Here is a 12,741-nt window from a genome sequence, read left to right as displayed (position 1 = left end):
CGGCTAAGCCGGCGCGTGTATCATCCGCGCCGCCGACTGACGATTGCGGCTCGCACCCGGCCCGGCGCCGGCCTCGCTGCGCCCGCCGTCCGTGGCGCCCACGCCCTGGACCTGCTCGCGCAGTACCGTGCCCACCACGCCGCCTCGCGCGGCATCGACTGACAGGCTCATACCAAAATGAACGATACGCCTAACCGGCTACCGCTCAATCGCACCACCCTGCTGCTGCTCATCCTCGCGCTCGCCGCCGTCTGGTTCGTGCCGCTCGGCTGGCGCCACCTGCTGCCGAGCGACGAAGGCCGCTACGCCGAAATGGCACGCGAGATGTTCGTCACGGGCGACTGGATCACGCCCCGCTACAACGGCTACAAGTATTTCGAAAAGCCGCCGCTGCAAACCTGGGCCAACGCGCTCACGTTCGCGTGGTTCGGCATCGGCGACTGGCAGGCGCGCCTCTATACGGCGCTCACCGGCTTTGCCGGCGTGCTGCTCGTGGGCTTCACCGGTGCGCGCGTGTTCAACGCGGCAGCGGGCCTCGCCGCGGCGGCCATCCTCGCCTGCTCGCCGTACTGGAACCTGATGGGCCACTTCAATTCGCTCGACATGGCCCTGTCGTTCTGGATGGAGCTCTCGCTCTGCTCGCTGCTGCTCGCGCAGCGGCCAGGGCTGCCGGCATCCAAGGCGCGGCTCTGGATGTGGGCCTGCTGGGCGTCGATGGCGCTCGCGGTGCTCTCCAAAGGACTGATCGGCCTGATCCTGCCGGGCGCGGTGCTCGTCCTCTATACGCTGATCGCGCGCGATTGGGCGATCTGGAGGCGTTTGTATCTCGTGAGCGGGCTCGTCGTCTTCTTCGCCATCGCGACGCCCTGGTTCCTGCTCGTGCAGGAGCGCAATCCCGAGTTCTTCAACTTCTTCTTCATCGTCCAGCAGTTCCAGCGCTACCTGACGCCCGAGCAGAACCGGCCCGGTCCGTTCTACTACTTCGCGATCGTGATCCTGGTCGGCTTCCTGCCATGGCTGTCGATCAGCTGGAAAAGCATCCGCCATGCGGTGCTGCTGCCGCGCCAGCCGAACGGCTTCGCGCCGGCGACGATGCTGCTTCTCTGGTCCGCCTTCATCTTCCTGTTCTTCAGCGCCTCGCACTCGAAGCTGATTTCGTACGTGCTGCCCGTCGCGCCCGCGCTCGCGCTGATCCTCGGCATGTACCTGCCGCTCATCGAGCGCGAGTCGCTGCGCCGCCATTGGATCGGCTACGCGGTCTTCCTCGTGATCGCCGCCTTCGGGACGATCTTCCTCGGCATGCAAGGCGACGCGCGCACGCCGAACGCGCTCTATCGCGCCTACCAGGTGTGGGTGTGGGCGGCCATCGGCGCCGCGCTCGCGCTGACGCTCGCCGCCGTCGCCATGACCCGCTGCAAGCGCGCCGGCGTGCTGCCCGCCGTCATCGTATTCGGCACGGCCTGGCTCATGCTCGGCACGATCGCCGGCACCGGCCACGACGCGTTCGGACGCCAGAGCTCGGGCGCCCTGCTCGCGCCGCCCGTCAAGGCCGCGCTCGCGAAGCTGCCGCCCGATACGCCGTTCTACTCGGTCGGCGTGCTCGACCATACGGTGCCGTTCTACGTCGGTCACACGATGATCATGGTCGAGAATGCCGACGAACTGCGCTTCGGCGTCACGGAGGAGCCGCAGAAATGGGTGCCCACGATCGCCGAATGGGAAGCGCGCTGGAAGGCCGACAAGTACGCGCTCGCGCTGATTCCGGCCAACCTCTATCCGCGATTCGCCGCCGACGGCCTGCCGATGCACGTGATCGCCCAGGACGCGCGGCGCGTGATCGTCGAAAAGCCGGCCGCCAATGCCCAGCCTTGATTCCACTTCGCCTGACGCCATCTAACCGATGAACCCGATCTCACTCATCTGCATCCTGACCGGCGTGGCCCTGAACGCCGGCGCACAACTGCTCCTGAAGGCCGGCGTGAATGCCGTTGGACACTTCGAATTCACCCGTGCGAACATTCTGCCCATCGGGTTCAGGCTCGCGACGCAATTGCCGATCATCGGCGGTCTCGCGTGCTATGTGATCAGCGTGGGCGTGTGGGTCGTCGGGCTGTCGCGGGTCGACGTGTCGATTGCGTATCCGATGCTCTCGCTCGGCTACGTCGTCAACGCCTTCGCGGCCTGGTACCTGTTCGGCGAAGTGTTGTCGATACAGCGGCTCGTCGGCATCGGCATCATCCTGATCGGCGTGTTCGTGCTGGCGCGCAGTTGATGCACGCCATTCATGCGCACGGCCGCGCGCGTGGCGCGCTCCCGGACGCGATTCGCGCGTATAAATTGAAAGGCGGCCTGGAACGCTGTTTCGGCCGCCAGTGCTTTAAGCAAATGCATAAACCGTTGCCGCGCCGCCACAAGCGGTGCGGGCATTGCTTGCCAACCCTTACACGAGCCAGGCACTCATGAGTCAGGAATCACTCCCCTTTTTGCCGTTCGTGCGGCCCGAGATCGACGAGGAAACGATTCAAGGCGTAGCCGACGTGCTGCGCTCGGGCTGGATCACGACCGGCCCGCAGAACCAGAAGTTCGAGGCGGCGCTGTCCGGGTACTTCGGCGGGCGCCCGGTGCGCGCGTTCAACTCCGGCACCGCGACGCTCGAAATCGGCTTGCGGATCGCCGGCGTCGGCCCGGGAGACGAAGTGATCACGACGCCGGCGTCGTGGGTCGCGACGAGCAACGTCATCTACGAAGTCGGGGCGACCCCCGTGTTCGCGGACATCGATCCCGTCACCCGCAACATCGACCTCGATCTCGTCGAGAAAGCGATCACGCCGCGCACGAAGGCGATCATCCCGGTCTATCTCGCAGGCCTGCCCGTCGACATGGACAGGCTCTACGAGATCGCCCGCACCCATAAGCTGCGCGTGATCGAGGACGCCGCGCAGGCGCTCGGCTCGACCTGGAAAGGCAAGCGCATCGGCGCGTTCGGCGACATCGTCTCGTTCAGCTTCCATCCGAACAAGAACCTGACTTCGATCGAAGGCGGCGCGCTCGTGCTCAACAACGAGGAAGAGGCGCTGCTCGCGGCCAAGTACCGTCTGCAAGGCATCACGCGCACCGGCTTCGACGGCATGGACTGCGACGTGCTCGGCGGCAAGTACAACCTCACTGACGTCGCGGCGCGCGTCGGACTCGGCCAGCTCGCGCACATCGAACGCTTCAACGCGCGGCGCCGGGAGCTCGCGCGCGCCTATTTCGCGCAGCTCGAAGGCGGTGCGGCGGTGAAGCTCGGCGCCGGGCTGCCGGTCGCCGACTTCGAGAACAGCAACTGGCACATGTTCCAGATCACGCTGCCGCTAGCGCGCCTCACGCTCGATCGCGCGGGCTTCATGGAGCAATTGAAACAACGCGGCATCGGCTCGGGCGTGCACTACCCGGCGATCCATCTCTTCACGCTGTACCGCGAGCGCGGCTTCAAGCCGGGCATGTTCCCGCACGCTGAGCGCTTCGGGGCAACGACGGTCACGCTGCCGCTCTTCACGCAGATGACCGAAGCCGATGTGGCGCGCGTGGCGGCCGCCGTCAATGAAATTTGCGAACGATACGGAAAATAAGCGGAAATGAGTCACACGGAACATCGCTTGGCGCCCCCCGAAGTCTCGATCGTCATCCCCGTATACAACGAGGAGGCGGGGCTTGCCGCGCTCTTCGCGCGCCTCTATCCAGCGCTCGATGCGCTCGGCACGACCTACGAGGTCATCCTCATCAACGACGGCAGCCGCGACAGATCCGCGGCGATGCTCGCCGAACAGTTCCGCGCCCGGCCGGACACGACGCGCGTGATCCTGCTGAACGGCAACTACGGCCAGCACATGGCGATCCTCGCGGGCTTCGAGCAGTCGCGCGGCAACGTCGTCATCACGCTCGACGCCGATTTGCAGAACCCGCCCGAGGAGATCGGCAAGCTCGTCGCGAAGATGCGCGAGGGCTACGACTACGTCGGCTCGATCCGCCTGCAGCGCCAGGACAGCCTGTGGCGGCGCAAGGCGTCGCGCGCGATGAACCGCCTGCGCGAGCGCATCACGCGCATCAAGATGACCGACCAGGGCTGCATGCTGCGCGCCTACAGCCGCCACATCATCGACACGATCAACCGCTGCGGCGAGATCAACACCTTCATTCCCGCGCTCGCCTACACGTTCGCGCAGAACCCGATCGAGGTCGAGGTCGCGCACGAGGAGCGTTTCGCGGGCGAGTCGAAGTACTCGCTCTACAGCCTGATCCGCCTCAATTTCGACCTTGTGACGGGCTTCTCGGTCGTGCCGCTGCAATGGCTGTCGTTCATCGGCGTGATCCTGTCGCTGGGCTCGGCGGGCCTGTTCGTGCTGCTCCTGATTCGCCGCTTCGTGATCGGCGCGGAAGTCCAGGGCGTGTTCACGCTGTTCGCCATCACATTCTTCCTGCTCGGCGTGATCATCTTCGCGCTCGGCCTGCTCGGCGAGTACATCGGACGCATCTACCAGCAAGTGCGCGCCCGTCCGCGCTATCTCGTGCAGACGATCCTCGAAGAGCGCAACGGCGAGCACGTCGCGGGGATTCCCGCGCAGACCGTCGCCGCCAACGTCGCCGATCAAGGGGTCAACCGATGAAACCGCGCGCCGTCGTCTTCGCCTATCACAACGTCGGCGTGCGCTGCCTGCAGGTGCTGCTGGCGGGCGGCGTCGACGTGGCGCTCGTCGTCACGCACGAAGACAGCGCCGCCGAGAACATCTGGTTCGGCAGCGTCGCCGCCGTGGCGGCCGAGCACGGCATCCCCACGATCACGCCCGCCGATCCAAAGAGCGCCGAGCTGCGCGAAGCCGTGAGCCGCACCCAGCCCGATTTCATCTTCTCGTTCTACTACCGGCACATGCTGCCGGCCGACCTGCTCGCGATCGCCTCGCGCGGCGCGTACAACATGCACGGCTCGCTCTTGCCGAAGTATCGCGGCCGGGTGCCGACCAACTGGGCGGTGCTCAACGGCGAAAACGAAACGGGCGCGACGCTGCACGAGATGGCCGCCAAACCCGACGCCGGCGCGATCGTCGCGCAGACGCCGGTGCCGATCCTGCCCGACGACACCGCTGCGCAAGTGTTCGACAAGGTCACGGTCGCCGCCGAGCAGACGCTCTGGCGCGTGCTGCCCGCGCTCATCAAGGGCGAAGCGCCGCATCTGCCGAACGACCTCGCGCACGGCAGCTACTTCGGCGGACGCAAGCCCGAGGACGGCCGCATCGATTGGTCACAGCCGGCGCAACGCGTCTACAACCTGATCCGCGCGGTCGCGCCGCCCTATCCCGGCGCCTTCACCGACATCGGCGGCGAGCGCTTCATCGTCGCGAGGGCGCGCCTGGAAGGTCCCGGCGTGCCGCACACGGCGAGCCTGGCGGATTTGCCGCCGGGACTGCACGTAAGCGATAATGCATTTTTCGGCGTCTGCGGCGACGGCCGGACCGTCGCCATTTCCGAACTGCGCCACCAGCGCGACGGCGATCAACCCGTCGTCACCCCTTCGCAGTTCGTCCAGCTCATTCACTCTTCCCGCACTCCATGAAAATCGAAGGTTCCGGTAAAAAAGTCCTGATTCTGGGCGTCAATGGCTTCATCGGCCACCACCTGTCCAAGCGCATTCTCGAGACCACCAACTGGGAAGTCTTCGGCATGGACATGCAGACCGATCGCCTGGGTGACCTCGCGAATCACGAGCGGATGCACTTCTTCGAAGGCGACATCACGATCAACAAGGAGTGGGTCGAGTACCACGTGCGCAAGTGCGACGTGATTCTGCCGCTCGTCGCGATCGCCACGCCCGCCACTTACGTGCAGCAGCCGCTGCGCGTGTTCGAGCTCGACTTCGAGGCGAACCTGCCGATCGTGCGCTCGGCGGTGAAATACAAGAAGCACCTCGTGTTCCCGTCGACCTCCGAGGTCTACGGCATGTGCAGCGACGAGGAGTTCGATCCTGAAGCCTCGCAGCTCACCTACGGCCCGATCAACAAGCCGCGCTGGATCTACGCCTGCTCGAAGCAGCTGATGGATCGCGTGATCTGGGGCTATGGCATGCAGGAAGGCCTGAACTTCACGCTGTTCCGCCCGTTCAACTGGATCGGCCCGGGCCTCGACTCGATCTACACGCCGAAGGAAGGCAGCTCGCGCGTGGTCACGCAGTTTCTCGGCCATATCGTGCGCGGCGAGAACATCAGCCTCGTCGACGGCGGCTCGCAAAAGCGCGCCTTCACCGACATCGACGACGGCATCAGCGCGCTGATGAAGATCATCGAGAATTCGAACGGCGTAGCCTCCGGCAAGATCTACAACATCGGCAATCCGAAGAACAACTTCTCGGTGCGCGAGCTCGCGCACAAGATGCTCGCGCTGGCGGCCGAGTACACCGAGTACGCGGATTCGGCGAAGCAGGTGAAGCTCGTCGAAACCTCGTCGGGCGCGTACTACGGCACGGGCTATCAGGACGTGCAGAACCGCGTGCCGAAGATCGACAACACGATGCAGGAATTGAACTGGGCGCCGCAAGCTACGTTCGACGACGCGTTGCGCAAGATCTTCGAAGCGTATCGCGGCCACGTCGCCGACGCCCGCGCGCTCGTCGAGCAGCAAGGATAAGGACCGCTCCTTGGCCCGCATCGTCCTGAAGATCGACGTCGACACGCTGCGCGGCACGCGCGAAGGCGTGCCGAACCTCGCGCGCCTGCTCGACCGCTTCAAGGCGCGCGCCACCTACCTCTTCAGCCTCGGGCCCGACCACACCGGCTGGGCGATGCGGCGCGCGCTGCGCCCGGGGTTCCTCAAGAAGGTGTCGCGCACCTCGGTCGTCGAGCACTACGGCGTGAAGCAGTTGATGTACGGCGTGCTGCTGCCCGGTCCCGACATCGGCATCAAGGCCGCCGCCGAAATGCGCGCGATCCACGAAGCCGGCTTCGAATGCGGCATCCATACGTGGGACCACGTCTACTGGCAGGACAACGTGCGCACGCGCTCGCCCGACTGGACTGCGCGCGAGATGCAAAAGAGCTACGAGCGCTTCACCGACATCTTCGGCGCGCCGCCCGTCACGCACGGCGCGGCCGGCTGGCAGATGAACGGCCACGCGTTCAAGCAGATCGACGCGTGGGGAATACGCTACGCGTCAGACGGCCGCGGGCATGCACCGTACTTTCCGGTCGTCGACGGCAAGACCCTGACGCACGTGCAGATGCCCACCACGCTGCCGACGCTCGACGAAGTGCTCGGCATCGACGGCGTCGACGAAACCAGCGTCGCCGCCAGCATCCTCAAGCAGACCGAGCACAATCCGCACGATCAGGTGTTCACGCTGCATGCCGAGCTCGAAGGCCAGAAGCTCGCCCCCGTGTTCGAGCAGCTGCTGGCCGGCTGGCGCGCGCAAGGTCACACATTTGCGACGATGGGCGACTATCATGCTGCGCTGGACCGCGACACCCTGCCATCGTACCCTGTCGTATGGGGCGAGATCGCGGGCCGTTCCGGCGAATTGATCGTCCAGCCCGACTGATCGCGTACCGCAGGCCTGGGTCGCCTCCTTCGCTCTCAAGAAAACGCCGGGCCGCCCCCAAGTTTTCCGCCCCGAAGGAAGTCCCCTTGTGGGATTGCCCCCTCGGGGGGCCTGGCGCGTAGCGACAGGTTTGGGGGCGCTCAAAAGCCATCGAGAGCCGGTAGCCGGCAACCCTCGCCATAACAATAGGAGAACCACGTGTCCATCGCAGTCGACCAACCCGTCCCCGATTTCACGGCCGCCGCGACAGGCGGCGAAATCACGCTGTCCGGTCTTCGGGGCAAGAAGGTGGTGCTGTATTTCTATCCCAAGGACAACACTCCCGGCTGCACGACCGAAGGCCTGCAATTCCGCGACCTCTATCCGAAGTTCAAGAAAGCCGGCGCCGAAATCATCGGCGTGTCGCGCGACAGCCTGCGCTCGCACGAGAATTTCAAGGCCAAGCTGGAGTTGCCGTTCCCGCTGATCTCGGATGCCGACGAGGCGCTCTGCGCGCTCTTCAACGTCATCAAAATGAAGAAAATGTATGGCAAAGAGGTACGTGGAATCGAACGCTCCACGTTCCTCATCGACGCCGCCGGCGTCCTTCGCCAGGAGTGGCGAGGGGTCAAGGTGCCGGGCCACGTCGACGCGGCGCTGGAGGCTGTACAAGCGCTTTGAGGCGCGTTATATTGGGTTGCAATGAGTGCCTGTCCACCCCATTTTTTTCGCTGCCGCGCCGGCCTCACGGCCAATGTAGAGGTCCTGGTCGCCAGGCGCCGCGCGATTATCGAAGTCGAGCCGCTAGCCCCGGTCACGGGGCAGCGGCTTTTTTGTCGACACGAGTTTGTGCTTCAGCACTTACCCGGGTCCCATGCAACGCGATTTGGACCGAGCCGGCCGCCCGCGCCGGCAGCACTTTTCTGTCAAGGAGCCGATCGAAAACTAGGCGAACCGGCGTTTCGAAACCCAAAGCGCGCTGCCGGTCCGAAGCGGGTGTGTCACACGATGGCGCATCCGTCGGCCGACCAAGCGGCGCCCGATATGCGACCCGATTTTTTCGAGGGAACTCATGCCTTTGCCTACCCCACCCAGCAAGCTCGGCAACCTGTTGCCACCTGACGAATTCAAGGCCAAAGCACGGCCTGGCAAGCAAGCGAAGAAACAGGACACCGTTGGGGAGCAAGCAGAAGCGGCCGACTACAGCGCGATGAGCGGCCCGGCCAGCGTCGCCGAACCGATGATGCGCGCAGCCAATACCGCCACCACCCTGCGTCCCGTCAAGACTGCCGCTCCCGCCGCAGAAGCCGCGCCGGTCGCGCGAGGCCGGAAATCGAAGCAGACGGCGGCGTTGCTGCAACCCGTGCCCGCTCCGCTGCCAGCACATACGCCCGTCGCCCGCCACGACAAACCCGCGGCTGCCACGCCTGCCGCCACCGCGCCGAAGGCCCGCGGCGCCGAGAAGACCCGCGCCCGCAAGACCGGTGAGATCGAAGTCCGCAAGCTGTTCGTGCTCGACACAAACGTGCTGATGCATGACCCGACCTGCCTCTTCCATTTCGAGGAACACGACGTCTATCTGCCGATGATGACGCTCGAGGAGCTCGACGACCACAAGAAGGGGATGTCGGAAGTCGCCCGCAACGCTCGCCAGGTCAGCCGCACGCTCGACTCGCTCGTCGCGCACGCCGGCGATATGGCCGACGGGCTGCCGCTCTCGCAGCTCGGCAGCCGCGAAGCGCTCGGGCGTCTGTACTTCCAGACCAAGCTGACGGACATCGAACCCGTCGAGGGCCTGCCGCAAGGCAAGGCCGACAACCAGATCCTCGGGGTCGTGCGTGCCCTGCAGCGCGACCGCGCCGATCGCCAGGTCGTGCTGGTGTCGAAAGACATCAACATGCGGATCAAGGCGCACGCGCTCGGCCTGCCCGCCGAAGACTACTTCAACGACCAAGTCCTCGAAGACAAGGACCTGCTCTTCTCGGGCGTGCGTGAGCTGCCGCAGGACTTCTGGACCAAGCATGCCAAAGGCATGGAGAGCTGGCAGGACACCAAGACGGGCACCACGTACTACCGCGTGACCGGACCGCTGTGCTCGTCGCTGCTCGTCAACGAGTTCGTCTACCTCGAGCCGCAGAACGGCGAGCCCGCGTTCCATGCGCTCGTACGCGAGCTGAACGGCAAGACAGCGCTCCTGCAAACGCTGCGCGACTACGGCCATCACAAGAACAACGTGTGGGGCATCACGGCGCGCAACCGCGAGCAGAATTTCGCACTCAACCTGCTGATGAACCCGGAGATCGACTTCGTCACGCTGCTCGGTCAGGCGGGCACGGGCAAGACGCTCGTTGCACTTGCGGCGGGCCTCGCGCAAGTGCTCGACGACAAACGCTACAACGAGATCATCGTCACGCGGGCGACGGTGCCTGTCGGCGAGGATATCGGCTTCCTGCCGGGCACCGAGGAGGAAAAGATGCAGCCGTGGATGGGCGCTTTCGATGACAACCTCGAAGTGCTCCAGAAAACCGACGACGCAGCCGGCGAATGGGGCCGCGCGGCGACTCAGGAGCTGATTCGCTCGCGCCTGAAAGTGAAGAGCATGAGCTTCATGCGCGGCCGGACTTTCGTCGACAAGTACCTGATCATCGACGAGGCGCAGAACCTGACGCCGAAGCAGATGAAGACGCTGGTCACGCGCGCGGGTCCAGGCACGAAGATCATCTGCCTCGGCAACATCGCGCAGATCGACACGCCTTACCTGACGGAAGGCAGCTCGGGGCTTACGTACGTCGTCGACCGCTTCAAGGGCTGGGCGCATAGCGGCCACGTGACGCTCGCTCGCGGCGAGCGGTCGCGGCTTGCCGATTACGCGTCCGACATCCTCTAACGCGCTTTTTCGCCGTTTGAAAGCCGCGCCAGGACATCCCTGGCGCGGCTTTTTTTCGTTCTTTCCACGCCCCATGCGTACTTGGCGCGCATCATTCACGCGTGCCGGAGCAGCAACACTTAGCGGAGAAAGCTCAAGTAAATTCTGAAGAACCCTTGCCGCTGGTCCGCCTGGCGGGCTACCATCGGCCCAACGTCCGTTAGTCATACGATAGGCGAGCCTCGCTCGCCTGCTCTGTCCATGCGCCGACTCTGGTTCCCGCTGCTGATCGTGCTTGTGCTTGCCGCGTGCTCGAGCGCGCCGCAAAAGGTATCGCGCAGCTCAAGCCCGCCGATCGGGGCAGGCGGCGCCTATCGGACCGAGCCGCCGCCCGGTTTCCCCAACTTCGTCGATCACAGCACAGGCCGCGAAGAGATCTCGATTCAGGCGATGGGCCTCGTGGGCGTGCCGTACCGCTGGGGCGGCAACACGCCCGACAGCGGCTTCGACTGCAGTGGGCTCGTCCGCTACGTCGTCTTGCGGTCAGCCTCCGTCAACCTGCCGCGCACGACGGCCGACATGAGCACGCGCGGCGACTCGATCGAACCCGACGAAATCGCGCCGGGCGATCTGATCTTCTTCAATACGACCGGCCGGCCTCACTCGCATGTCGGCATCTACGTCGGCAAGCTGCGCTTCGTCAACGCTCCGTCGACGGGTGGCACTGTGCGGCTCGACTATCTGACGAACCCCTATTGGGCCAAACGCTTCGACGGCATTCGCCGGGTCGCCGCGCCTTTGCCTAAATCCGTGCCGTTCGATGCGCCGACCTATCTAGCCGCGCCGCGCGAAGCGCCGGCGCCGAGTTCGCCGGTGCCCGCGCAGGCTCCGGCCGAGTCCGGCTATGCGGCGGCGGGCACGCCATCGCCGTCTGCCGCCGCGTCGTCTGAATTCAGTCCAACTGCGCTTGCGGGCAGCCGCAATCCCGCGCCGGTCGCAGCAGCGCCCGCCGCGGCGCAAGCTGGCCCCGCCGCCGATCCCTATGAACCGCCGCCGCCCGGCATGCGCGCCGCACAAGTCCAGGCGCGCGCCGCGGGCTCGGTGGCGCCGTCCAACGCGCCTGCCGTTACCGCGGCGCAAGCGCCGGCGGTCAGCGGACCGGCAGCAGCCCCGGCCAGCAGCAATGCCCCCGACGCCATCGACGCCGCCGCTGACGCGTTCGAGCCGCCGCCGCCGGCGGCTGTCGCCGCGCGTCAGGCGCAGCAAGCCCAGCAAGCGTCCGCATCGGCCTCGCCGGCGACCAACGGCGTGCAGATCATGCGGGCATCCACCGCGTCGCGCGGCGTTCCCGCCCCGACCTCGAGCGCCGACGACCCGATCGCCCGCTTCGCAAACGGCGACTGACCCGCTCCCTGCCTCGCAGGCCAGCCCCCGCCCGCCGCACGGCCTCCCCCGTTCTGCTATCGTTCCCTACGCGGCAACACGTTCAACAGCGAGGAGCAGCGATGGATCTGGGTCTCGAAGGCAAGGTGGTGTTGATCACGGGCGGCAGCAAAGGCATCGGTCTCGCTTGTGCGCGGGCATTCGCCGCGGAAGGCGCCAAGGTCGCGATCGTCTCGCGCGATCCGGCCAACCTCGCGCGAGCGCGCGAAACGCTGGCTGCGGACGGCCACCATGTCCATCTCGCCCGCGCCGATCTTCAGGAGGCGCATAGCGCAGAGGATGTCGTCGAAGAAGCGACGGCGGCGGTCGGTCCGATCGACATCCTGATCAACAGCGCCGGCGCCGCGAAGCGCTACGACCCGGCTGCGCTCGACGCCGCGGCATTCAAAGCCGCGATGGACGCCAAATATTTTCCTTACATCCACACGCAGCAAGCCGTGCTGCGCCGCATGGCCGAGCGGCTGAAAACGGACGGCGCGGCCGAACCCGGCGCGGTCGTCAACATCATCGGCATGGGCGGCAAGATCGCGAGCGACATTCATATCGCAGGCGGCGCGGCCAATGCGGCGCTGATGCTCGCCAGCGTCGGCCTCGCGCACTATTACGCGCGCCTCGGCATCCGCATCAACGCGATCAATCCGGGCTCGACGCTGACCGAGCGCGTCGAGGAGGCGTTAAAGCTCGAGGCGTCGCGGCAAGGCATCGATACCGACGAAGCCCTCGCGCGCGGCGAGGCGCAGGTGCCGCTCGGGCGCTACGCCAAGCCGGAGGAAATTGCGGATGTCGCGCTGTTTCTCGCCAGCCGCCGGGCCAGCTATGTCACGGGCGCGATCGTGCCGATGGATGGCGGTGCATCCGCGCTGATCTGACGCGCTTGGAAGCCGCGCGG

General features: G+C 65.9%; 12 protein-coding genes. 11 read left to right on the top strand and 1 reads right to left on the bottom strand.

What is annotated here, in order from left to right:
- Positions 1-3: 3 nt before the first annotated feature.
- On the bottom strand, positions 4-171 hold the full coding sequence (locus tag FAZ69_RS33220) for a hypothetical protein (protein WP_169708595.1): 168 nt from the start codon (positions 169-171) through the stop codon (positions 4-6).
- Positions 172-177: 6 nt separating this feature from the next.
- Between FAZ69_RS33220 and FAZ69_RS08600 the strand changes: the two genes are divergently transcribed.
- The 11 genes from FAZ69_RS08600 to FAZ69_RS08550 all read left to right on the top strand — a co-directional run bounded on the left by FAZ69_RS08600 (position 178) and on the right by FAZ69_RS08550 (position 12,721).
- Positions 178-1,872, top strand: coding sequence for a glycosyltransferase family 39 protein (locus FAZ69_RS08600; RefSeq protein ID WP_136893526.1), 1,695 nt, complete (start codon positions 178-180; stop codon positions 1,870-1,872).
- A 28-nt stretch (positions 1,873-1,900) separates the two neighbouring features.
- Complete coding sequence (locus tag FAZ69_RS08595; protein ID WP_136893525.1) at positions 1,901-2,272, top strand: SMR family transporter; 372 nt, start codon at positions 1,901-1,903, stop codon at positions 2,270-2,272.
- Positions 2,273-2,459: 187 nt separating this feature from the next.
- Positions 2,460-3,611, top strand: coding sequence for a DegT/DnrJ/EryC1/StrS family aminotransferase (locus FAZ69_RS08590; protein WP_136893524.1), 1,152 nt, complete (start codon positions 2,460-2,462; stop codon positions 3,609-3,611).
- A 6-nt stretch (positions 3,612-3,617) separates the two neighbouring features.
- Positions 3,618-4,646: a glycosyltransferase gene (locus FAZ69_RS08585; RefSeq protein WP_136893523.1), complete on the top strand. Its 1,029-nt coding sequence runs from the start codon at positions 3,618-3,620 to the stop codon at positions 4,644-4,646.
- Positions 4,643-5,590, top strand: a complete 948-nt coding sequence (locus FAZ69_RS08580; RefSeq protein WP_136893522.1) for a formyltransferase — start codon at positions 4,643-4,645, stop codon at positions 5,588-5,590. Before FAZ69_RS08585 ends, FAZ69_RS08580 begins: the two co-directional genes overlap by 4 nt.
- Positions 5,587-6,657 (top strand): bifunctional UDP-4-keto-pentose/UDP-xylose synthase, encoded by a 1,071-nt coding sequence (locus FAZ69_RS08575; protein ID WP_136893521.1) that lies wholly within the window; start codon positions 5,587-5,589, stop codon positions 6,655-6,657. The genes FAZ69_RS08580 and FAZ69_RS08575 overlap by 4 nt, the downstream gene beginning before the upstream one ends.
- 10 nt (positions 6,658-6,667) lie before the next feature.
- Positions 6,668-7,564 (top strand): polysaccharide deacetylase family protein, encoded by an 897-nt coding sequence (locus FAZ69_RS08570; protein WP_136893520.1) that lies wholly within the window; start codon positions 6,668-6,670, stop codon positions 7,562-7,564.
- 198 nt (positions 7,565-7,762) lie between these two features.
- The gene (locus FAZ69_RS08565; protein ID WP_136893519.1) at positions 7,763-8,224 is read left to right on the top strand and encodes a peroxiredoxin; all 462 of its coding nucleotides are present in this window, start codon (positions 7,763-7,765) and stop codon (positions 8,222-8,224) included.
- Between the two features lie 391 nt (positions 8,225-8,615).
- Positions 8,616-10,430 (top strand): PhoH family protein, encoded by a 1,815-nt coding sequence (locus tag FAZ69_RS08560; protein ID WP_136893518.1) that lies wholly within the window; start codon positions 8,616-8,618, stop codon positions 10,428-10,430.
- Positions 10,431-10,670: 240 nt separating this feature from the next.
- Positions 10,671-11,813 carry a C40 family peptidase gene (locus FAZ69_RS08555; RefSeq protein WP_136893517.1) on the top strand — a complete coding sequence of 381 codons (1,143 nt, stop codon included), beginning with the start codon at positions 10,671-10,673 and terminating at the stop codon, positions 11,811-11,813.
- 101 nt (positions 11,814-11,914) lie between these two features.
- Entirely contained in the window at positions 11,915-12,721 is an 807-nt protein-coding gene (locus tag FAZ69_RS08550; protein WP_136893516.1) for an SDR family oxidoreductase, read from the top strand.
- Positions 12,722-12,741 lie beyond the last annotated feature (20 nt).

This window comes from Trinickia terrae (assembly GCF_005144415.1).
GTDB classification, from domain to species: domain Bacteria; phylum Pseudomonadota; class Gammaproteobacteria; order Burkholderiales; family Burkholderiaceae; genus Trinickia_A; species Trinickia_A terrae.
The sequence above is the reverse complement of the archived record's forward strand: the minus strand, read 5'-3'. Positions and strand labels throughout refer to the sequence as shown.